The organism is Aureimonas pseudogalii, assembly GCF_014196835.1.
In the GTDB taxonomy this organism is placed as follows: Bacteria; Pseudomonadota; Alphaproteobacteria; order Rhizobiales; family Rhizobiaceae; genus Aureimonas; species Aureimonas pseudogalii.
On the sequence record NZ_JACIEK010000009.1, the window covers coordinates 18,258 to 40,493 of the forward strand.

Genomic DNA, 22,236 nt, shown 5'->3' on the forward strand with positions numbered 1-22,236 from the left:
AGCCCATCTGTCCAAAGGCTCCGACAACCTCTAGTCTTGCCACGGGGACTTGGGGGGAAGCGATCATGATGCGCATCGCACGGCGGCTGACGGGCATGGTTCTGGGGCTCGTCCTGGTCGGCGCCTGCCCCGACCCGCTTCTGGCGCAGGTCCCCGAGCGCACGATCGTCGCGGCCCCCGACGCCGACTTCTACGGGCACGACTACGACATCCTCAAGGATGCCGACCAGAACCTCTGCGAGACGGCGTGCCTCGCCGACAACCAGTGCCGGGCCTTCACCTTCAACACCGCCAAGGGCTGGTGCTTCCTGAAGAGCGAGGCGGGAGAGCTGCGCGCGGCGCGCGGCGTCGTGTCCGGCCGCATCGCGGTGGCCGCCACACCGGCCGAAACCGAAACGCTCGAACGTCAACGCAACACCGAGCTCGCGAAGCTTCCCGGCCTCGACCTCGATGCCGCCCGCAGCTTTCGCCTCGCGCTCGCCGACGAGGCGCCGGACGCGAGCGTCCCGGCGGGCGAGGCCTTGTGGAGCCAGGCCGATGCCGCGCTGACGGCGAAGGATTTCGCCCGGGCCATGGCCGCCTATCGCGAGGCGCTGCGGCGCGATCCCGCGTCCGCCCGCGCCTGGCTCGGCCTCGCGCTCGCCAGCCTGTCCTTCACCTCCGACGACGATCAGGCCGTGCAGGACGCCCGGTCCCTGCGCCAGCCCGCCGCCGTCAACGCCTACCAGGCGGCCGGCGACGATCGCGAGAAGGCCGCGGCGCTCGATTTCCTCGCGCAAGGATTTGCGACCGACGAGGACTGGAAGAACGCGATCGGCACCTGGCGCGCGGCGCTGGCGATCGCGGAGCGGCCGGAGGCGCGCACCCGGCTGGAAGCGGCCGTCGCCGAGCACGGGTTCCGCATCGTCGGCAACTCCGTCGACAACAACGCCGCCGCGCCGCGCATCTGCCTGAATTTCTCCGAGGCCCTCAGCCCGTCGATCACCACGGGCGAGACCGCCGGCGACTATCTGCAGGTGGAGGGCGGCGGCACGCTGCCCGTCTCGGCGAGCGGATCGCAGATCTGCGTCGAGGGCGTCACGCACGGCTCGCGCTATCGGCTCGTGGCGCGCAAGGGCATCGCCTCGGCGGGCGGCGAGACGCTCGCCAAGAACGTCGAGACCTCCATCTACGTCCGGGACCGCGACCCCTCGGTGCGCCTGTCGGACAACGCCTACGTGCTGCCGGCGGGCGGCGAGGCGTCGATCCCCGTCACCAGCATCAACACCGACGTGATCGAGGCGCGACTGCTGCGCGTCGGCGACCGGGCGCTCGCCCGCACGATCGGCGCCGGCCGCTTCCTGACTCAGCTCGACGGCTATACGCTGGGCGAGGTGAAGGAGACCGACGGCGAGACGGTCTGGTCGGGCGAGGTGGACGTCAAGCGCACCGCCAACGAGGAGGTGACGACCGCCATTCCGGTGGCCGCGATCCTCACCGAGCGCAAGCCCGGCGTCTACATTCTCTCGTCCAAGGCGAAGAACGCCCGCGCCGAGGACGAGGCGCCAGCGACGCAATGGTTCGTCATGACCGATATCGGCCTTACGAGCTTTGCCGGTGAAGACGGCTTTCACGTCTTCGCCCGATCGCTCGGCACCGCCGAGCCGATGGCCGGTGTGAAACTCGACCTCGTCGCCGTCAACAACGAGATCCTCGGCAGCACCCTGACCGATGCGGCCGGCCATGCGCGCCTCGCGCCCGGCCTCCTCAAGGGCACCGGGGGCGATCGCCCGGCGCTTCTCACCGCGAGCCGCACGGATGGCGACTTCTCCTTCCTCGACATGACCGCCTCGCCCTTCGACCTCGCCGACCGGGGCGTCGAGGGCCGCGAACCCGCCGGGGCGCTCGACGTGTTCGTGACCACCGAACGCGGCATCTACCGGGCCGGCGACACGGCGCATGTCACCGCGCTGATGCGCGACGGGCGCGGCGCGGCGGTGGAGGGACTGTCGGCGACCGCCATCCTCAAGCGACCCGACGGCGTGGAGGATCGCCGCCTCGTGCTGCAGGCATCGGACGCCGGGGGGCTCGCCTTCGACCTGCCGCTTCAGGGCAATGCGATGCGCGGGCTCTGGACCCTCGCCCTCCACACCGACCCGAAGCAGCCCGCGCTCGCCTCCACGTCGCTGCGCGTCGAGGATTTCGAGCCCGAAAAGATCGACTTCGACCTCGCCCTGCCCGATCAGCCGATCGACCCGGCGGCGCCGCCGAGCCTCGACGTCGCCGTGCGCTACCTCTTCGGCGCGCCGGCGGCGGGGCTCGAAATGGCGGGCGAGACGGTACTGAGCGCAGCGGACGGGCTCGCCGCCTATCCTGGCTTCCGCTTCGGCCTCCAAAACGACGCGCCGACGCCAACACGCCTGCCCTTCGAGGCCGATCCGACGGCGGAGGACGGCACGGCCGCCCTCGCCCTTGCGCCCTTCGATCCGCCGGTGACGACCAGGCCGCTGCAGGCCACCGTCCAGCTTCGCGTCACCGACGCAGGCGGCCGGCCGGTGGAGCGGAGCGAGACGCGCCCCCTCCTCGGAACGAAGACGCGCCTCGGCGTGCGCCCGCTCTTCGACGGGGCGCTCGGAGAGAACTCGGAAGGTAGCTTCGAGATCATCGCCCTCGGCGTGGACGGCGCGCGCACGGCGCGTGGCGACGTCGGCTGGGTGCTGAACAAGGTGACGACGGACTTCCAGTGGTATTCCGTCAGCGGGCGCTGGAACTACGAGACCACGCAGCGCAAGGAGCGCGTCGGGAGCGGCACGCTCGCCGTTTCCGCCGGCGAGCCGGCCAAGCTCTCCGTCCCGGTCGCCTGGGGCAGCTACGAACTCGTTCTCACCAACCCCGCCGCGGACGCCCTGCCCACCAGCATCGCCTTCGAGGCCGGCTGGTATGCCGCGCCGAAATCGATGGAAACGCCCGACATCCTCAAGCTCTCGCTCGACAAGCCGCGCTACCGCGTCGGCGACACGGCGATCGTGCACATCGAGCCGCGCTTCGCCGGCAAGGCCGAGGTGCTGGTGATGGACGAGCGCGTGGTGGCCACCGTCGCCGCCGACATTCCGGCCGAGGGCGGCGACGTCCGTCTGGAGGTGACGCGCGACTGGGGGCCGAGCGCCTATGTCGCGGCCGTGCTCTATCGGCCGATGGACCTCGCGCAGAAGCGCATGCCCGGCCGCGCGCTCGGCCTCGCCCATGCCGGCGTCGAGCCGGGCGAGCGGGCGCTGGCCGTCTCCATCGCGGCGCCCGAGCGCATCGCGCCGCGCTCGACGCTCGACGTCGGGGTGCAGATAGCCAACGTCCAGCCGGACGAGACCGCCTACCTGACGCTCGCCGCCGTCGATGTCGGCATCCTCAACATCACGCAGTTCGCGTCGCCCTCGCCGCAGGACCATTATTTCGGGCAGCGGCGACTCGGCGTCGAGATCCGCGACCTCTACTCGCGCCTGATCGACCGGATGCAGGGCGCGCCGGGCTCGGTGCGCTCGGGCGGCGACGCCGGGGCCGACGGCTCGCGCCCGCCGCCGATGGACGATCTCGTCGCGCTCTTCTCCGGCGTCGTCACGGTGGACGCGAACGGGCAGGCCACCGTCCCGCTCGACGTGCCCGACTTCAACGGCACCTTGAAGCTCATGGCGGTCGCCTGGTCGAAATCGGGCGTCGGCGAGGCGAATGCGGAGGTCGTGGTGCGCGATCCCGTGGTGGCGCAGGTCAGCCGCCCCGCCTTCCTCAGCCCCGGCGACCGCTCGCGCATCCAAGTGGACCTCAACCATGTGGAAGGCCCCGCGGGCCGCGTCCGGCTGTCCTTGTCGGGCGGCGGCGAGGCGCTGCGCATCGAGGCGAACGCCGAGGCCGATCTCGAACTGGCGGAGGGCGGCCGCGCGCGGCTTCTCGTGCCGGTGGAGGCGCTGGCGCCCGGCGAGGGCGCGATGGAACTCGCGCTCGTCACGCCCGGCGGCGAGCGGCTGACCAAGAGCTTCTCCCTCCCCGTGCGCTCCATCCAGCCGCATGAGGTGAAGAAGAGCCGGTTCGAGATCGCCGCCGGCGGCACGCTGGAGCTCGGCCCCGACGTCCTCGCCGATTTCCAGAAGGACACCGGCCGCGCCACGCTCTCGGTTACCCGTTTCGGCGGCTTCGACGTGGCGGGCGTCGTCGCGGCGCTCGACCTCTACCCCTACGGCTGCACCGAGCAGCTGACGAGCCGCGCGCTGCCGCTTCTCTATCTCGACCAGACCGTGCTGGCCGCGGGCCTGCCGGGCACGCAGGACGTGGCCGAGCGGGTGAAGACCGCGATCCGCGGCGTTCTCGCCAACCAGGATTCGAGCGGCAGCTTCGGCCTCTGGTCGCCCGGCAGCGGCGACCTCTGGCTCGATGCCTACGTCACCGACTTCCTGACGCGGGCGCGGGAAACGGGCTACGACGTGCCGGGGGAGGGCTTCACGCTCGCGCTCGACAATCTCGCCAACGGGATCGCCTACCTGCCCGACCAGCCCGACTGGTCGAAGGCGGCCTACGCCTACTACGTGCTGGCGCGCAACGGCCGGGCGGCGATCGGCGATCTGCGCTACACCGCCGACAACGAGGCCGCCGGCTTCCAGACGCCGCTCGCGCAGGCCCAGCTCGCCTCCGCCCTCTCCTTCTACGGCGACGCGGCGCGGGCCGAGACGCTGATGCACCTCGCGGCAACCCATGCCGCCAGCGGAGCGGACATGACCGCGCGGAGCGACTACGGCACCCCCCTGCGCGACGGCGCGGCCGTTGCGACGCTGGCGCTCGAAACCGGCGTCGGTGGCGTCGATCTCCAGCCGCTTCTTGCCCGAGTCGCCGCGGAGCGCGCGGCCAAGCGATACACCTCGACGCAGGAGGACGTCTGGTCGCTGCTCGCCGCCCATGCCGCGATCGCCAGCCAGCCCCCGCAGCTCGACGTGGACGGCACGCCCCATGAAGGCGGCTATTCGCAGGCGCTCGATGCCACGCGCCTCGCCACGCCCGTACGGATCGGCAACCGGGGCGACGCGCCGGTGTCGGCCGCCGTCACGGTCGCGGGCGTGCCGCTCGTGGCGCCGCCGGCGGAGGCCTCCGGCTACGAGATCACACGCACCTACTACACGCTGGAGGGCGAGGAAGCCGACCCGGCGGCGATCGCGCAAGGCGACCGGCTGGTGGCGGTGATCGACGTGCTGCCGGTGGACAAGGCGGCGGCGCGGCTGATGATCGACGACCCGCTGCCGGCGGGCCTCGCGATCGACAATCCGTCGATCCTCAAGGGCGGCGACGTCGCGGCGCTCGACTTCCTCGAGCTCACCGGCGAGGCCGCGCATACCGAGTTCCGCGCCGACCGGTTCCTGGTCGCCGTGGACAAGCCGGAGGGCTCCACCGCCGCCCTGCGCTTCGCCTACATCGTGCGGGCGCTGTCGCCGGGCGAGTTCGTGCACCCGGCCGCGATCGTCGAGGATATGTACCGGCCTGAGCGGCGCGGGCGTACGGACGAGGGACACGTGTCCGTCGTCGGCCCGTTGCGCTGAGCGTGCGGCGGCGGCGGCTCCTCGGTGCGGCGCTCGCAAGCGGCCTCGCGCTGGCGGGCGTGCTCATTGGATGGTGGCAGGTGGAACGCGCGGTCGCGACGCGTGCGGCGGCCATCGGCGAGCCCGAGACCGGCTTCGTGGTGGAGGCGCGCGACGGGGCGCTCCTGCGCGCCTTCGCAGCCTCGGACGGGCGCTGGCGCATGGCCGCCGCCGTCGGCGACGTCGATCCCCGCTTCCTCGCCATGCTGGAGGGGTGGGAGGACAAGCGGTTCCGCACGCACGAGGGCATCGACGCCGTGGCGCTGGCGCGCTCCGCCGTCGATTCGCTGCGCCACGCCCGCATCGTCGGCGGCGGCTCGACGCTGACCATGCAGGTGGCGCGCCTCACCGAGCGCCTGCCGACGGGAAGTCTCCGGGCCAAGGGCCGGCAGTTCCTCGGCGCCCTAGCGCTGGAGCGCGCGCTCGGCAAGGACGAGATCCTCTCGCTTTATCTCCAGCTCGCGCCCTATGGCGGAAACGTCGAGGGCATCCGAGCCGCGAGCCTCGTCTGGTTCGGCCATGAGCCGAAGCGCCTGACGGCCGGCGAGGCGGCGCTGCTCGTCGCCCTGCCCCAGTCGCCCGAGCGCCTACGCCCGGACCTCGCACCCGAGCGCGCCCGGGCCGCGCGCGACCGCGTGCTCGACCGGATGGCCGCGATCGGCCTCCTGCCGGCGGCCGAGGTCGATCAGGCCAAGCGCGAACCGATCCCCACGCGCCGTCGCGCCATGCCGATGCTGGCGCCGCACGCTGCGAGCGAGGCGCGCGTGCGGGCGCTGAGCGAGCGCAGCGGCCGCCGCGCCGCCCGGCTGACGATCGACGCCGCGCTGCAGGGGCGACTCGAAGCCTATGCGCGCGAGAAGGCCGCCGCCCTGCCCCGCCCGCAGAGCCTCGCCATCGTCGTCGCCGACCACACGACGGGCGAGATCCTCGCCTCCGTCGGCTCACCCGACGTCTTCGACGCCGGCCGCCAGGGCTATGTCGACCTCACCAAGGCGCAGCGCTCGCCGGGATCGACCTTGAAGCCGCTGATCTACGGTCTCGCCTTCGAGCGCGGCGTCGCGCATCCCGAGTCGCTGATGGACGACCGGCCGACCTCCTTCGCGGGCTACACGCCCGGCAATTTCGACGGCAGGTTCGAGGGCACGCTCACCGCCCGCCGCGCGCTGCAGCTCTCGCGCAACCTGCCGGCGGTCGAGCTGCTCGCCGCGGTCGGCCCCTCGCGCCTCGTCAGCCGCATCCGCCGCGCGGGCGCGAGCCTGGAGCTCGGCAACCGCACGCTGCCGGGCCTGGCCATCGGCCTCGGCGGCCTCGGCATCTCGCTCGAAGACCTCGTGCGCGTCTATGCCGGCATCGCCAATGGCGGCCTCGCCAAGCCGCTGCGCATCGACGCAGACGCGGCGCTGGCAGCGGAACCGGCGAAGCGCATCCTCTCCGAGCAGGCGGCGTGGTACCTCGCCTCGATCCTCGCCGGCGCGCCCGCCACCGCCAAGGGCCCGCCCGGCACGATCGCCTTCAAGACCGGCACCTCCTTCGGCTATCGCGACGCCTGGACGCTGGCCTTCGATGGGCGCCATGTCGTCGGCGTCTGGCTCGGCCGTCCCGATGGCGCGCCGGTGCCGGGCCTCGTCGGCCAGGATGCGGCGGTGCCGGTGATGCGCGACGTCTTCGCCCGGCTGGGCCTGCCCACCCGCCTGCCCGGCCCGCCGCCGGGCATTCTCACCACGGCCGCCCGCCTGCCGCCCGCCATGCGCCACCTCTCGCCGAAGGGCGGGGCAGCACCCGGCGATGCGCCGGAGATCGTGTTTCCGCCCGACGCTACGCGGATCGAGCTCGGCCTGTCGGACGGCGCCCCTTCCGCGCTCAGCCTCAAGGTGCGCAACGGCCGTCCGCCCTTCACCTGGTATGTCGACGGCCATGCCGCCCTCACCGGGCTCTTCGACCGTCAGGCCGCCTGGCGCCCGAGCGAGCCGGGCTTCGTCGAGATTTCCGTGGTGGACGCCGCCGGCGGCGCCGCGACGACGCGCGTCTTCGTGGAGTAGCAAGCGGTTTCGAAAGCTCCCGGCATGGGACCGCATCGGCAGCGATGCGACCGGCGCCGAGTGCCCGCAGCTCGGCCAGGCGGGGTTACGGACCGCCCGCCGGACGCTCGGCGTTCCCGCGTCCCGCCTGCGAGGCCGAGCCCGCCGGGCGGCAGCGAGGACGCCGATGCTACGCCGACTCCAGCAGCAGCAATCGGATCGCGTCGGCCGATCTCGCCTCGGCGTTGAGGAAGGCTTCGAGCTTGGCGTTGCGATCGAGGCGCAGGGAGAGGAGGTCGCGGATCGACGCCTCTTCGTCGGGCGTCCCGGTCCCGAGGCCAAGCGCCGTTTCCAGGCGAACGATCTCGGCGACGCTGGCATGGCCGAGGCGCGTCAGGTCGCTCCGGGTCTTGGGGTCGATCGCGACGTAATCCACCGGCCAGCCCTCTCGCCCGCTCGTCAGGTCCTCGCCGACCACTTGGCCTTCCACGACCACCCGCACGCCCATGTTGCGCAAGGTGGTAAGGTCGGCGCGAATGCGCTCGAGGTCGAAGCGCCCGAGGCCCCGGGCGATCTGCAGCTCGAGCCGCGCGGGCGGCAGGCCCGTCTCGCGCAGCGCCAGTGCGACCGCCCCCGGCAGGTCGCTGCTGAAAAGCTGCACGGAGGAGATGGGAACGCCGACGGTGACGAGCGGCCACTGCGCGGCGGCGCTGCAGGCGGCACGAAGGATCCAATCTCCCAGCGGCACGACGAGACCGCTGCTTTCGGCCAGCGGCATGAAGGCCGGCGCCCTCAATTGACCGCGGTCGGGATGGTTCCACTCGACCTGGGCTTCCACGGCCGTCAGAACCCGATCCTCGGCGGTGAAGCGCGGGCGGAAGAAGAGCGCGAACTGCTCGGCCTTGATGCCGAACTGCATCTCGTCGGCAAGGTGGCGGTTGGCCTCGGATTCGTCGCCGGGCGCCCCGTCCGAGAAGAAGGTGTGCGTGCCGCGATGACCGCCCTTGGAGCGATAGAGCGCGACGTCGGCATGACGCAGCAGCTCGTCCGCGTCCACCGAATCGACCGGCGCCTGCGCGATGCCGATGGACAGGCCGACGCTCAGGCTCGTCTTCTCGTGACGGATGGGATCGCGCACCGCCGCGATCAGCTGCTCGGCAAGTGCACCCGCCGCCTCGCGCGACAGGTTGGGCGCCACGACGACGAACTCGTCGCCGCCGACGCGCGCCCCGAGCTGGTCGGCCGCGAGCGTCAGGCGCAGCCGAGCCGCGATCTCGCGCAGCACGTGGTCTCCGACATGGTGCCCGAACGTGTCGTTGATCGGCTTGAAGTGGTCGAGGTCGAGATAGAGGACGGAGAGCGTGCCGTCCGGCTCGCGCAAGGCTTCGTGCATGAAGTGCGAGAGACCGAGACGGTTGGGCAGCCCCGTCAGACGATCCTGGAGCACCTCGCGCTTCGCCTTCGTCAGGTTGTCGGCGAGCGCCACGTCGGCGGTGATGTCGGTGGCGATCTTGACGACCTTGAACGGACGCCCGTTCAGATCGAAGATCGGATTGTAGCTGGCCTGGATCCAGACGTCGCGTCCGTCCTTGGCCGTGCGACGGAACTTGGAGGACAGGAACGAGCCGCTGCGAAGCCCCTCCCAGAACTGGCGGTACTGATCGCTCTCGGCGAAGCTCGGATCGACGAACATGCTGTGGTGGCGCCCGATGATCTCGTGGCGCTCGTAGCCCATGGCATCGAGGAAGTTCGCGTTGGCATCGAGCAGCGTGCCGTCCATGTCGAACGAGACGACGCATTGCGACTTGCGGATCGCGGCGATCTGGCCCTCGTGATCGGACTGGCGCAGCTTCTGGGCCGTCACGTCGATGGCGTTCTTCACGACCTTGAAGGGCCGCCCGTTCATGTCGAAGATCGGGTTGTAGCTCGCCTGGATCCAGACCTCGCGCCCGTCGCGGCAGATGCGCTTGAACTCGCCGCTCTGGTGCTCGCCGGCCGCGAGCTTGCGCCAGAAGGACGGGTAGTCGTCGCCCGCCTGCTCGGCGTCGGGCACGAACATCCTGTGATGGCGTCCGCGCACCTGCGACAGAGGGTAGCCGGTGAGCTGAAGGAAATTGTCGTTGGCGTCGAGGATCGTGCCGTCGAGGGCGAAGGAGACCACGGCCTGCGACTTGTGCATGGCGGCGATCTGCCCCTGGTGGTCGGCCTGCCGGAGCTTCTCGCGCGTGATGAAGGTCGCGTATTTCATCACCTTGAAGGGCTTGCCGTTCAGGTCGAAGACCGGGTTGTAGGTCGCCTGCAGCCACAGCTCGGAGCCGTCCTTCGCACGCCGCCTGAACTCTCCGGTCTGATGCCGCCCGGCGCAGAGCTCGCTCCAGAAGATCTCGTATTCGAGCGAGTGGGCATGAGAGGGATCGACGAACATGCGGTGATGCCGGCCTTCGATCTCCTCGAACCGATAACCGACCGCCCGAAGGAAGTTCTCGTTGGCGTCCGTGATCGTGCCGTCCATGGCGAAGCTGACGACGCATTGCGACTTGTGGATGGCGGCGATCTGCCCGTCGTGATCGGCTTGGCGCAGCTTCTCGGTCGTCACGTCGGTCGCATATTTCACCACCTTGAACGGGCGACCACGGACATCGAGGATCGGGTTGTAGGTGGCCCGGAGCCAGACGAGACGCCTGTCGCGGCCGAGACGCCGATACTCGCCGGCGCCGTGATGGCCGGCCCGAAGGCGCGTCCAGAACGCTTCGTAGTCCGCGCCCGCCGCCTCGCCCTCTTCGACGAACATCCGGTGATGGCGTCCGACGATCTCGTCCAGCCGATATCCCGTGGCGTCGAGAAACAGCGGATTGGCATCGAGGATCGTGCCGTCGAGCGTGAAGTGGATGACCGCCTGCGAAACGTTGATGGCGGAGATCTGGCCGCCTTCGTCCGCCGTGCGCGCCCTGCGATCGGAGATGTCGCGCAAGAAGACGACGACCTCCTGCAGTTCGCCCGCCTCGTCGCGCATCGGCACATAGGTCGCCTCGGCCCAGAAAGGCGTTCCGTCGCGTTTGCAGCGACGCACTTCGCCCGTGTAGGACAGACCTTGCGTGAACGCCTGCCGCACGCCGTCCTCACCGTCCTCTTCGCCGTCATGAGGCAGAAGGATGCTGCGGCTGCGCCCTGCGAGATCCCAGGCGCTGTAGTCGAAGAGTTCCAGAAACCGCGCGTTGGTTCGCAGAATCGTGCCGTCGGGCGAGAGCGCGACGCGCGCGACGAACCGATCGAGCGCTCCCATGTCCGACGACGTCGCGCGGTTGTCGGTGATCAGCTGGAGCACGAGAACATCCTCTGCGGCGGCAATGAGTTGCTGAACGCGAGGCGGCTCAAGCAAAGTCTATTGAACATGAGGATGCTTACCCGATCGTGAATCGGACGGTCGTGAGTTAAGGATCCTCCCCGGAAAATGCCGCAAACAACGTCGCGTACAAGCAAGTCGCTTTAACATTTGATTGTCGGACAGCATCCACGGTTTCGTGATCCACATTCTTGTCGGGCGGCTCGCCCGACGCGCCGCCCGTTCTCCCGACACTCCGATCGGACGTCCACAGGCGGACGAGACGTCGCCTTCCCCCGGGACCGCAAACCTTGTCCTCGAAAGCCGATCCGACGCGCCGAATTCTGCCAACGGCGCCGCCCGCCGGGGGTTCGGACAAGTGTCGAGGCTTCATCAGCCGAGCCGGCGCCGGCCGCGCAACGGGCTTCGCGAATGGTGCTGCGGTGTCGCGCCGACTTCCCGACAAGTGGGCGGCTATGAAGTCTTCCTTACCATCCGGGTTGGACCCCAGCCGGCATCCCCTAGCTGACCTCGTCTGGAACAGGTCCAATCTGTGATGCGCGAACGTCGGAGCGGCTCATGAAACTCCGGCATGCCGGGATAGGCGGTCTCGCTCTGGCGGCAGCGGCCGGCGCGGGTTTCCTGGCGTTGGCCTGGGAGAGCGAGATCGCTCCGGTCGCCCGCCCCCAGGTCGCCGCGTTCGACCCCGCTTTGGTGAAGCAGGGGGCCGATCTCGCGGCCGTCGGCAACTGCGTCGTCTGCCACACGGCGCCGGGCGGCAAGCCCTTCGCCGGCGGACTTGAATTGCCGACGCCCTTCGGCACCCTCTACTCCACGAACATCACGCCCGACGAGGCGACCGGCATCGGGCGCTGGAGCGAGGCGGCCTTCGGACGATCCATGCGCGAGGGCGTCGATCGGGCGGGCCGCCACCTATATATCCGGCATTCCCCTACGATCATTTCACGCTCGTCTCCGACGACGACAACCGCGCGCTCTACGCCTATCTGATGACGCGCGAGGCGGTGTCGGCCGAGCCGCCCGAGAACGAGCTGCCCTTCCCGCTCGACATGCGGATGATCCTGGCGGGGTGGAAGCTGCTGTTCCTGCGCGAGGGAACTTTCCGGCCCGACCCCACCAAGGACGAGGTCTGGAACCGCGGCGCCTATCTGGCGGAAGGGCTCGGGCATTGCGGCGCCTGCCATACGCCGCGCAACCTCCTCGGCGCGGAGCGCAAGGGCGAGGCGCACTTCGCCGGCGGCGAGGCGGAAGGCTGGACGGCCTACGCCCTGAACGAGGCGTCGCCGGCCCCGATCCCGTGGGACGTCGACAGCCTGACGCACTACCTGCACGGGGGCTGGGAGGCGCGGCACGGCGTGGCGCGCGGCCCGATGGCGCCGGTGAACAGCAATCTCGGCACGCTGCCCGAGGCGGACTCGCGGGCCATCGCCACCTATGTCGTCTCGCTCATGGGCGAGCCGTCGAGCCGGACGCGCGAGCGCGCCGACGCGCTTCTGCGCGAGGACGAAGCCCACCGGCCCGGCGCGCTCCCGGCTTCGGCCGGAAGCCAGACGGCGCCCGTCTCCGCCGACCCGGGCGACCGGGGCGCGGCGATCTATGCCGGCGCCTGTTCGAGCTGCCACGACGCAGGGCGCCCGCTCCCCTACGGCGGGCTCCGGCTCGACCATTCGACGGCGATCAACGGGCCGACCCCGGCCAATCCGATCCACGTCATCCTGAACGGCATTCCCGCGCCCGAAGGCGAGCGGGGGCCGATCATGCCGGGCTATGACGGCGCGCTCGACGACGGACAGATCGCCGATCTCCTCGCCTACATGCGCCGCACCTTCAGCGACCGGCCGCCCTGGGACGATCCGGCCGAGCTGATCGCCACATCGCGCGCCCGCGGCGCGCAGGGCCAGCGCTCGCTCGGCACCGGTTCCGACGCTCCCGCCAACCCTTCGAAGCAGGACACCTCATGGTAAGCCTCGTCGTCAACGGCACCGCGCACGAGATCGAGGCCGACCTCGACACGCCGCTCCTCTACGTTCTGCGCGACGAACTCGGCCTGCACGGTGCCAAATACGGCTGCGGCCTCGGCCAGTGCGGCGCCTGCACGGTGATGGTCGGCGACCAGGCGGTGCTCTCCTGCGTGACGCCGCTCGTGGCGCTGGCGGGAAAGCGGGTCACCACCGTCGAGGGGCTGGGAACGATCGAGGCGCCCGGCCCGATGCAGGCCGCCTTCATCGCCGAACAGGCCGCCCAATGCGGCTACTGCATTCCCGGCATGATGATGCGCGCGCAGGCCCTCCTGCAGCGCGACCCCGACGTTTCCGACGCGGCGATCCGCGCGCACATGGAGCCCAATCTCTGCCGCCGCGGCACGCATATGCGCATCGTGGCAGCGATCCGGCGGGCGGCGGGCGAGATGCGAACGAGGGGCGCGCAGGCAGCCGCGACGAGGGCCGGCTGATGTCGCCCTCTCACACCCCTTCGCTCTCGCGGCGCAGCGTCCTCCTCGGCACGGGCTCGCTCGTGCTGGCCTTCTCGCTTCGCGACGCCTTCGGCCAAACCGTGACCTCGCCGGGCAACGAGGCCCAGAACTTCCAAGCCGTGGAGGAGATCGCTCCCGAGCTTCCCGGCAGTTTGAAGACCAATCCCGATCTCGAATCCTGGATCCGTATCGACGCGGCGGGACACGGCACCGTCTTCACCGGCAAGGCCGAGCTCGGCCAGGGCATCAAGACCGCGCTGCTGCAGATCGCGGCCGAAGAGCTGGAGATGCCGTTCGAGCGCCTTTCGCTGGTTGGCCCCGACACGGACCGGAGCCCGGACGAGGGCTTCACCGCCGGCAGCCACTCGGTGCAGGACAGCGGCACCGCGATCCGTCACGTCGCCGCTCAGATCCGCGACATCCTGATCGCGGAAGGCGCCCGGCGCTGGGGCGTGCCCGTCGAGGGCGTGCGGGCCGAGAACGCCGCCGTGGTGGCGCCGGACGGGCGCAGCCTGCCCTTCGGGGCGCTCGTCTCGGGCGAGCGGATCGAGGGACGCGCCGGGCCGTTCGCCCGGCTGAAGCCGGCCGACGCCTTCCGCGAGATGGGCCGCCCGCGGGCGCGCATCGACATTCCCGGCAAGGTCACGGGCGGCGCGGCCTATGTGCAGGACATGCGCCCCGAGGGCATGGTGCATGGGCGCGTGGTGCGACCGCCGAGCCCGCGGGCGCGCCTCGTCTCCGTCGACACCGCGCCGGTCGAGGCCATGCCGGGCGTGCTCGCCGTCGTGCGCAACGGTTCCTTCCTCGGCCTCCTCGCCGAAAAGGAGTGGCAGGCCATCAAGGCCCTGTGGACCCTTTCGTCGCTGGCCCGCTGGGAGGAGCGCGAGAGCCTGCCCGATGCCGCCGCTCTGTCCGAGGCGATCCTCGCCTTCCCCGCGCAGGACGGCGTCGTCGCGAAGGACGGAGAACTCGGCACCGCCGGTCTCACCCCCTTCGAAGTCACCTTCACGCGGCCCTACCAGCTTCATGCCTCGATCGGCCCCTCCTGCGCGGTGGCCGTTCTGAGCGAGAGCGTCACCACCGTCTGGACGCACACGCAGGGCGTCTATCCCGATCGCGAGGCGATCGCCGAGATGCTAAGGGTCGAGGCGACGGCGGTGCGTTGCATCCACGTCGAAGGGTCGGGCTGCTACGGGCACAACGGGGCGGACGACGCGGCGGCGGATGCGGCCCTCCTGGCGCAGGCGCTGCCTGGCCGTCCCGTGCGCCTCCAGTGGATGCGCGAGCAGGAGCACGCCTTCGAGCCCTTCTCGCCGGGCATGGTGACGCGCGTACGCGCCGGCACCGACGCCGACGGCTCGATCGTCGACTGGCGCTACGAGGTCTGGAGCAACACGCACAACTCGCGGCCCGGCGGCGCGGGCGCCCTCCTCGCCGCGCAGCATCTCGACCCGCCCTTCGCGCCCGCCGCCCCTCGACTGCGCATCACGCCCGAGGGCAACGGCGACCGAAACTCCAACCCGCTCTACGCCTTCCCCAACCGCGACGTCGTCTGGCACTTCGTCGAGGAGATGCCGTTGCGCGTTTCGGCACTGCGCGGCCTCGGCGCCTACATGAACGTCTTCTCCATCGAGAACGCGATGGACGAGCTGGCGGCCCGCGCCGGCGCGGACCCGGTGGCGTTTCGCCTGCGCCACCTCCGCGACGAACGCGCCCGAGCGGTGGTCGAGCGGGCGGCCGCGATGTTCGGCTGGAAGCCCGGCCAGACGGCGCCCGCGCACCACGGCTACGGCTTCGCCTTCGCCCGATACAAGAACCTCGCGGCCTATTGCGCGGTGGCGATGGAGGTCGCAGTCGAGCCCGACACGGGGCGCGTGCGGATGCGTCGGGCCGCCGCGTCCGTGGATGCCGGAGAGGTGGTCAACCCCGACGGGATCGCCAACCAGGTCCAGGGCGGCATCCTGCAGTCGGCCAGCTGGACGCTCTGCGAGGCGGTGACCTTCGACCGCACCCGCGTCACCTCCGTGGACTGGTCGACCTATCCGATCCTGCGCTTCGACGCGCTGCCCGAGGCCATCGACGTCGAGATCGTGCCGCGTCCCGGCCTGCCGTTCCTCGGCGCCGGCGAGTGCAGCCAGGGACCGGGCGGCGCGGCGCTCGCCAACGCCATCGCCAACGCCATCGGCCGCCGCCTCTACGACCTTCCCCTCACCCGCGAACGAATCCGCGCCGCGGCCGAGGCCTAGCCTGCGATGGGTGCGGGGCGATCGAAATGGACGTTCCTGTGGTCGGGTGGAGGTGATCGGCACCCGTCGATCTCTTGCGTGGGGTCACAGGGCGCGGACGACGAGGCCGGATGAAGAGCTGTCGGGAGAGCGATCAGGCCTTCCCCATGTGACCGCGAGCACTCGAACGACTGCGATGGTCAGGCGCCGACGCTTGGCGGTCCGGAGATAACGATCGTACGCCCTCGCGCACGGCCTTCATCGCGCTAGCTATGCCGATCCAGACCGAACGCAAATCGGTTCGGCGGTGCGGTGCGGCGCAAGAAAGATTCGACCCGGCGTCATCGACCCGGAACCTTCCACCGACCTCGTCGGCCCTCGATCAACGGAGCTTCGCATGACGATCGCCACACGGCGCCTCGGCCGCACCAACTGGAACGTCTCGGAAGTCGGCTTCGGGGCCTGGGCCATCGGCGGCTCCTGGGGCAACGTGGACGAGGCCGACGCGCGCGCCAGCGTCCATGCCGCCCTCGACGCCGGCATGACGTTCGTCGACACCGCCGACGTCTACGGCGACGGGCGCTCCGAGCGCATCATTCGCGACGTCCTGAAGGAGCGCGGCGGGGAGCGCCCGATCGTGGCGACGAAGGCCGGTCGCCGCCTGAACCCGCACGTGGCGGACGGCTACACCCGAGCGAACCTCGAAGCCTTCGTCGATCGCAGCCTCTCCAACCTCGGCGTCGATGCTCTCGACCTCGTCCAGTTCCACTGCCCGCCGACCGAGGTCTACTACCGGCCGGAGGTGTTCGGGGCGATGGACGATCTCGTCGCGGCCGGCAAGATCCGGTTCTACGGCGTGTCCGTCGAGAAGGCGGAGGAAGCGCTCAAGGCGATCGCCTTCCCGAACGTCTCCACCGTGCAGATCATCTTCAACATGTTCCGGCACCGTCCCGCCGAACTGTTCTTCCCCGAGGCTGCCCGCCGCGACGTCGGCGTGATCGTGCGCGTGCCTCTGGCCAGCGGCATGCTGACGGGCAAGATGGACGGGGGGTCGGTCTTCGCCGCCGACGATCACCGCAACTTCAATCGGCATGGAGAGGCCTTCGACGTCGGCGAGACGTTCTCCGGCGTGCCCTACGACGCCGCGCTGGAGGCGGTCGAGGCGCTGCGGTCGCTGGTTCCCGGCGACGCCTCCATGGCGCAGTTCGCACTGCGCTGGATCCTGATGGAGGAGGCCGTCTCGGTCGTCATCCCCGGTGCCAAGAACCGCGATCAGGCGGTCGCCAACGCCGGGGCGAGCGCCCTGCCCTCGATCCCGGCCGACGTCATGGACGGCGTGCGGTCGATCTACCATGATCGCATCGCCCCGCACGTCCACCAGCGCTGGTAGCGCGCCGACCACGCGGCTCGGCTGCTCGCCGCTCTTTGTCTCCCGGTGGGATAGATCGGGCGGAGCCGGGCTTCAGCGTTCGGCCCGGCGCGCCCCAACGTGAGATCGCGACGACACTTCGTCCGCGAAATCCTAGACGCTCCACTTGGGATGCGGCGTCGCGGCGAGCAGGGCTCGTGTGTAGGCGGCCTTCGGGGCGGCGAAAAGTTCGGCGGTGTCGTTGTCCTCGACCACCTTGCCGTTCTGCATCACGAGGATGCGGTCGGCGAAGTTGCGCACGACGGGCAGGTCGTGAGTGATGAAGACGTAGGAGAGGCCGAGCCGGTCCCGCAGGTCGGCGAGCAGATCGATCACCTGCGCCTGCACCGACACGTCCAACGCGGAGACCGCTTCGTCGCAGACGATGAGCTCGGGATCGCTCGCGAGCGCGCGGGCGATGGCGATCCGCTGGCGCTGTCCGCCCGAGAACTGGTGCGGATAGCGCTCCGCCCATTCGGGCTTGAGGCCGACGAGATCGAGAAGCTCGCGCACGCGCTCGTTCCACGCGGCCTTCGGCAGGATGTCGCGATGGATGCGCCAGGGCTCGGAGACGATCGCATGGACGCTCATGCGCGGGTTCATCGAGCCGTAGGGGTCCTGGAAGACCATCTGCACCTTGCGGCGCAGCTTCAGGAGGGCGGGCTCGTCCATCGCGAAGATGTCCTCCCCGCGAAACAGCGCCTCGCCCGAACTCGGCTCGTTCAACCGCAGCAGCATGCGCGCGATGCTGGACTTGCCCGAGCCGGATTCGCCGACGATGCCGAGCGTCTCGCCGCGCCGCAGGGTGAAGGACACGCCGTCCACGGCCTTCGTGGCGCTCGCGGCCTTCAGGAAGCCGCGCGACAGGTGGTAGGTCTTGGTGAGGTCGCGGACCTCGAGCAGCGTCTCGCGTCCCGCGTCGACGCCGGCGCGCCGCGGTGCGCCGCTGGCGGGCAGCGCGTTCATCAGCTGCTTCGTGTAGGCGTCCTTCGGGTCGGTAAAGACCTCGCGCGCCGCGCCCTCCTCCACGATCCGGCCGCGCCGCATCACGATGACGCGGTCCGCCATGGCGCTCGCGACTTCGAGGTCGTGCGTGATGAGCACCAGCGCCATGCCGAACTCGCGCTGGAGATCGCGCAGGAGATCGAGGATCTGCGCCTGAACGCTGACGTCGAGCGCCGTGGTCGGCTCGTCGGCGATGAGGAGCATGGGTTCGAGCGCGATCGCCATGGCGATCATGATGCGCTGGCGCTGGCCGCCGGAAAACTCGTGCGGATAGCGATCGACGCGGGTCTCGGGCTCGGGAATGCCGACCCGGTGCAGGAGCTCGATCGTGCGGGTCCGCGCCTCCCGGTCGCCGCAGATGTCGTGCGCCCGGAAGACCTCGGCGATCTGCCAGCCGATCGTGTAGACGGGATTGAGGTGGACGAGCGGGTCCTGGAAGATCATCGCGACCCTGGCACCGTTGAGCGCGCGGCGCTCGGCATCGGGCAGGGACGCGAGATCGCGGCCGCCCAGAAGGACGGTGCCCGAGACGATGTCGGCGGGCGGGCGGTCGAGGATGTCGAGGACGGTCGAGGCGCTGACGCTCTTGCCCGAGCCGCTCTCGCCGAGAATGCAGAGCGTCTCGCCGCGATGGACGCGGAAGCCGATCCCATCCACCGCGCGCACGGGCTGACCGTCCGACAGGAAGTCGACGGTGAGGTCGCGGATCTCGAGCACGGGCGGTTCGATCGGGCTCATCGGGCGGCCTTGCGAAGGGACTGGAGACGCCAGCGTTGCTGCGGATCGGAGGCGGTGCGCGCGAAGCTCGCCACGATGTTGAGCGCGAGCGTCGTCATCATGATGAAGAGGCCCGGCCAGAAGGCGACCCACCAGGCCGTCTGCAGATAGCCGCGGCCCGTTGCGACCATGGCGCCCCAGGTGAAGTCGGGCGGCTGGATGCCGAGGCCGAGGAAGCTCAGCGCGGATTCGGCGAGGATCACCGAGGCGAAGTCGATGGCCGCGATCGTGACGAGGGTCGGGATGGTCAGCGGCGCGATGTGGCGCAGCAGGATGCGCGTGTGGCTCGCACCCATCGACCGCGCGGCTTGGACGAACATGCGCTCGCGCAGCTCCAGCACCTCGGCGCGCGTCGTCCGCAGGTAGATCGGGATGCGCGTGACCGCGAGGACGATGATGAGGTTGGTGACGCTGGGCCCCAGCAAATAGAGGACGATGAGCGCCAGAAGCAGCGAGGGGAAGCTCATGATGACGTCGGCGACGCGCAGGATCACCTGCGAGGTCCAGCGGCGCGAATAGCCGGCGATCAGCCCGAGCAGGCCGCCGACGAGCATGGAGACGACGACGGCCGCCGCCGCGATGCCGAGCGTGTTGCGCGCCCCGACGAGAAGGCGGGCGAGCAGCGAGCGGCCGAGGGTGTCGGCGCCGAGCACGTAGAGCCAGCCGGCTTCGAGCGTGAAGGGCGGCAGGTTGCGCTGGCGCAGGCCGAGCTTCGTCGCGGCATCGCCCATCAGCACCGGCGCGAGGATCGCCGTCAGCGCCAGGACGACGAGGAAGACGACGGAGGCGAAGGCGAGCTTGTCGCGCCACAGCCAACCCGCCGCGACCCTCCAGCCGGCGGTGCGGACGGCCTTTGGCTCGGGCGCGGCGACGTCGCTCATCGTCTCAGGACCGGATGCGGGGATCGAGTGCGGCATAGATGAGGTCGATCATGATGTTCAGGAGGAAGATCGCGCAGGCCGTCACGAGGATCGTGCTCTGCACCACGGCGAAGTCGCGCTGGACGATGGAATCGATCATCAGCTTGCCGATGCCCGGCCAGCCGAAGATGGTCTCGACCACGACGGCCCCGTTGACGAGGCTGGCCGCGAGATCGCCCGCCACGGTGACGACGGGCAGCATCGAATTGCGAAGGCCGTGGCGCAGCAGGATGGAACGGGGCGGCACGCCCTTGGCCTTCGCCGTCTTCACGTGCGGCTGCGAGAGGACGCCGATCATCGTGCCGCGCACGACCTGCACGAGGAGACCGAAGGGGCGGAGGCAGAGGACCGCGATCGGCATGATCCAGTAGATCGGCCCGCCCGTGCCCGATGTCGGCAGCCAGCCGAGGCCGACGGAGAAGACGAGGACGCCGACGATCGCCACCCAGAAATCCGGGGCGCTCGCGCCGGCGAGTGACAGGAACGCGGAGGCGCGGTCGAACCAGCCGCCGGGCTTGGCGGCCGCCAGCGCACCGACGAGAAGCGCGGCGAAGAGCGCGATGCCCATCGCGATCGCCGCCAACTGGAGCGTGCGCGGGAACGCCTCGAGCGCCACCTCCATCGCCGGCCGGTTCTGGCGGAGCGACATGCCGAAATCGAGCCGCGCGAGATCGGCGACGTAGGTGGCGAACTGCACGACGACCGGCTGGTCGAACCCGTTGAGCCGGTTGAACTCCTGCCGGGCCTCCAGGCTGGAATCCAGTGGCAGGAAGAGGGCCGCGGGATCGCCGGTCAGGCGCGTCAGCGCGAAGACGAGAACGAGAAGGCAGAAGATCGAGATCGCGCTGTTGAGGGCGCGCTTGCCGATGAAGCCGAACATGGATGAGCCATCGTCTGGCGACGCGACGGACGGGCCGCAGGCGTCGTGCCCGCGGCCCGTCCGTCGGCGTCGCTACTTGAAGCGGATCTGCGACAGCGGGATCTCGCTGTTGGTGGCCAGGCTCGGGCGCCAGTCGATGCGCGGACCGACCGCCGTGTAGCCCACCATGTGGAACATCGGCACGTCGGCCGCGAGCCCGTCATGGACCTTGCCGAACAGGGTCTGGAAGCCCTTCGTGCGCTCCTCCCCCGTGGCAGCGAGGATGGCGTCGATCTCGCCGTCGAGCGCGGGATCGCCCAGCGTCGCGTAGCTGCCGGAGGAGCGGTAGAGCAGCGGCACGGTGAAGGCCGCGTCGCCCTTGTTGTTGTCGTGCTGCACCTGGAGAAGCGTCGGGCCGCGATCGGCGGGGAACGGCTTCTGGAGGTAGCGCGTCCAGTCCGCGACATCGAGCATCGTGAGCTTCATGTTGAAGCCGGCATCAGCCCACATGGCCATCATGGCTTCCATCGCCTCGGTGCCGTTCGGATAGATGCCGTTGCGCCCGACGAGGTTGATCTCGGTCTCCACCGGCACGCCGGAGGCCTTGGCCTCTGCCAGCAGCGAGCGGGCGCCCTCGGGATCGAAGGCCCAGGGTTTGAGGTCCTTGTCGTGACCGTTGATGCCGGGCACGACCATCTGCGAGGCGCGCAGCGCGTCGTCGCCGAACAGCCCGGCCATGCCCTCCCAGTCGATCGCCATGTTCAGCGCCTTGCGCACCCGAACGTCATCGAGCGGGGCGTAGTCCATGTCGATGCGGACCGCGGTCGTCTCGGAGTTGAGATAGGAGAAGTCGCGTGCCGGATCGGTCGCGTCCTGCAGCGCGATGGTCGGCGTCAGGTCGGCCTCGCCGGTCTGGATCATCGCGACGCGCAGCGAGGATTCGCCGCGCCAGACATAGGTCGCCTTCGCCACTTGCGGCGCCTCGCCCCAGTAGCCGTCGCGACGCGTGAGGACGATGCGCTCGGGCGTCGATTCCGCCAGCGCGAACGGGCCGGTGCCCACCGGCTGGTTGGTTGCCTTGTCGGCAGGCGTCGCGGGCGAGACAATCATCGCGACGCTGATCAGCGTCGGCAGGATCGGCTGCGGCTGCGTGGACTTGATGTCGACCGTCGTGGCGTCCACCGGCGTCACGGTGATCGTGTCCGAGCCGAACTTGGCGAGGTTGTTGCAGGTGAAGGCCTTGCTCGTCAGCCGATCGACGGAGAAGCGCACGGCCTCGGCGTCGAAGGGCTTGCCGTCCTGGAAGGTCACGCCCTCGCGCAGCTTGAAGCGCCAGGTCAGCGGGTCCGTCTGCTCCCACTCCGTCGCGAGCTTGGGATCGACCGAGCCGTCGGCGGGATCGACCACGGTCAGCGTCTCCGTGATGTTCTGGCTCAGCACCTGCCCGACATCGGTGAGGATGGAGCCGCAGGGCTCGAGATTGCTCGGCTGCTCCGGCAGGACGATCGTGATCTCGCCCCTCGCCTGCGCGAGGGCGGGTCCGGCGAGCGCGCCGCTGAGAAGGGCGATCGTGAGGGATCGCAGGCGTTGTCGGGTCATGATCATCCTCCCAAATGA

General features: G+C 70.3%; 12 protein-coding genes. 7 read left to right on the forward strand and 5 right to left on the reverse strand.

Annotated elements, in window-relative coordinates; all coding sequences use genetic code 11:
• Positions 1–65: 65 nt before the first annotated feature.
• Both GGR04_RS15450 and pbpC read left to right on the forward strand, forming a co-directional pair.
• A complete protein-coding gene (locus tag GGR04_RS15450) occupies positions 66–5,552 on the forward strand; it encodes an alpha-2-macroglobulin family protein (protein ID WP_246393193.1) in 5,487 nt (1,828 codons plus the stop codon).
• Between the two features lie 80 nt (positions 5,553–5,632).
• A complete protein-coding gene (gene pbpC, locus GGR04_RS15455) occupies positions 5,633–7,630 on the forward strand; it encodes a penicillin-binding protein 1C (RefSeq protein WP_312857467.1) in 1,998 nt (665 codons plus the stop codon).
• 169 nt (positions 7,631–7,799) lie between these two features.
• Here the strand turns inward: pbpC and GGR04_RS15460 are convergent, their stop codons facing one another.
• On the reverse strand, positions 7,800–10,934 hold the full coding sequence (locus GGR04_RS15460) for a PAS domain S-box protein (RefSeq protein WP_183200828.1): 3,135 nt from the start codon (positions 10,932–10,934) through the stop codon (positions 7,800–7,802).
• 576 nt (positions 10,935–11,510) lie between these two features.
• Between GGR04_RS15460 and GGR04_RS24010 the strand changes: the two genes are divergently transcribed.
• From GGR04_RS24010 to GGR04_RS15480, 5 genes are all read left to right on the forward strand, one after another.
• Positions 11,511–11,942, forward strand: coding sequence for a hypothetical protein (locus tag GGR04_RS24010; protein ID WP_246393195.1), 432 nt, complete (start codon positions 11,511–11,513; stop codon positions 11,940–11,942).
• Positions 11,942–12,916, forward strand: a complete 975-nt coding sequence (locus GGR04_RS15465; RefSeq protein WP_246393197.1) for a cytochrome c — start codon at positions 11,942–11,944, stop codon at positions 12,914–12,916. Before GGR04_RS24010 ends, GGR04_RS15465 begins: the two co-directional genes overlap by 1 nt.
• Entirely contained in the window at positions 12,910–13,404 is a 495-nt protein-coding gene (locus tag GGR04_RS15470) for a (2Fe-2S)-binding protein (RefSeq protein ID WP_183200829.1), read from the forward strand. Before GGR04_RS15465 ends, GGR04_RS15470 begins: the two co-directional genes overlap by 7 nt.
• Positions 13,404–15,671 carry a xanthine dehydrogenase family protein molybdopterin-binding subunit gene (locus GGR04_RS15475; RefSeq protein ID WP_183200830.1) on the forward strand — a complete coding sequence of 756 codons (2,268 nt, stop codon included), beginning with the start codon at positions 13,404–13,406 and terminating at the stop codon, positions 15,669–15,671. Before GGR04_RS15470 ends, GGR04_RS15475 begins: the two co-directional genes overlap by 1 nt.
• 376 nt (positions 15,672–16,047) lie before the next feature.
• On the forward strand, positions 16,048–17,040 hold the full coding sequence (locus GGR04_RS15480; RefSeq protein WP_210291822.1) for an aldo/keto reductase: 993 nt from the start codon (positions 16,048–16,050) through the stop codon (positions 17,038–17,040).
• 132 nt (positions 17,041–17,172) lie between these two features.
• Here GGR04_RS15480 and GGR04_RS15485 read toward each other — a convergent pair whose 3' ends face one another.
• The 4 genes from GGR04_RS15485 to GGR04_RS15500 all read right to left on the reverse strand — a co-directional run bounded on the left by GGR04_RS15485 (position 17,173) and on the right by GGR04_RS15500 (position 22,218).
• A complete protein-coding gene (locus GGR04_RS15485; protein ID WP_183200831.1) occupies positions 17,173–18,801 on the reverse strand; it encodes an ABC transporter ATP-binding protein in 1,629 nt (542 codons plus the stop codon).
• Positions 18,798–19,721 (reverse strand): ABC transporter permease, encoded by a 924-nt coding sequence (locus GGR04_RS15490; protein WP_183200832.1) that lies wholly within the window; start codon positions 19,719–19,721, stop codon positions 18,798–18,800. Before GGR04_RS15490 ends, GGR04_RS15485 begins: the two co-directional genes overlap by 4 nt.
• A gap of 4 nt (positions 19,722–19,725) precedes the next feature.
• Positions 19,726–20,640 (reverse strand): ABC transporter permease, encoded by a 915-nt coding sequence (locus GGR04_RS15495; RefSeq protein WP_183200833.1) that lies wholly within the window; start codon positions 20,638–20,640, stop codon positions 19,726–19,728.
• Between the two features lie 72 nt (positions 20,641–20,712).
• Entirely contained in the window at positions 20,713–22,218 is a 1,506-nt protein-coding gene (locus GGR04_RS15500; RefSeq protein WP_183200834.1) for an ABC transporter substrate-binding protein, read from the reverse strand.
• Between the last annotated feature and the right edge of the window lie 18 nt (positions 22,219–22,236).

Coding starts and splice junctions, on each gene's coding strand:
- GGR04_RS15450 (WP_246393193.1), top strand. CDS start 66: ATGATGCGCATCGCACGGCGGCTGACGGGCATGGTTCTGGGGCTCGTC.
- GGR04_RS24010 (WP_246393195.1), top strand. CDS start 11,511: ATGAAACTCCGGCATGCCGGGATAGGCGGTCTCGCTCTGGCGGCAGCG.
- GGR04_RS15465 (WP_246393197.1), top strand. CDS start 11,942: ATGACGCGCGAGGCGGTGTCGGCCGAGCCGCCCGAGAACGAGCTGCCC.
- GGR04_RS15470 (WP_183200829.1), top strand. CDS start 12,910: ATGGTAAGCCTCGTCGTCAACGGCACCGCGCACGAGATCGAGGCCGAC.
- GGR04_RS15475 (WP_183200830.1), top strand. CDS start 13,404: ATGTCGCCCTCTCACACCCCTTCGCTCTCGCGGCGCAGCGTCCTCCTC.
- GGR04_RS15480 (WP_210291822.1), top strand. CDS start 16,048: ATGACGATCGCCACACGGCGCCTCGGCCGCACCAACTGGAACGTCTCG.
- GGR04_RS15485 (WP_183200831.1), bottom strand. CDS start 18,801: ATGAGCCCGATCGAACCGCCCGTGCTCGAGATCCGCGACCTCACCGTC.
- GGR04_RS15490 (WP_183200832.1), bottom strand. CDS start 19,721: ATGAGCGACGTCGCCGCGCCCGAGCCAAAGGCCGTCCGCACCGCCGGC.
- GGR04_RS15495 (WP_183200833.1), bottom strand. CDS start 20,640: ATGTTCGGCTTCATCGGCAAGCGCGCCCTCAACAGCGCGATCTCGATC.
- GGR04_RS15500 (WP_183200834.1), bottom strand. CDS start 22,218: ATGACCCGACAACGCCTGCGATCCCTCACGATCGCCCTTCTCAGCGGC.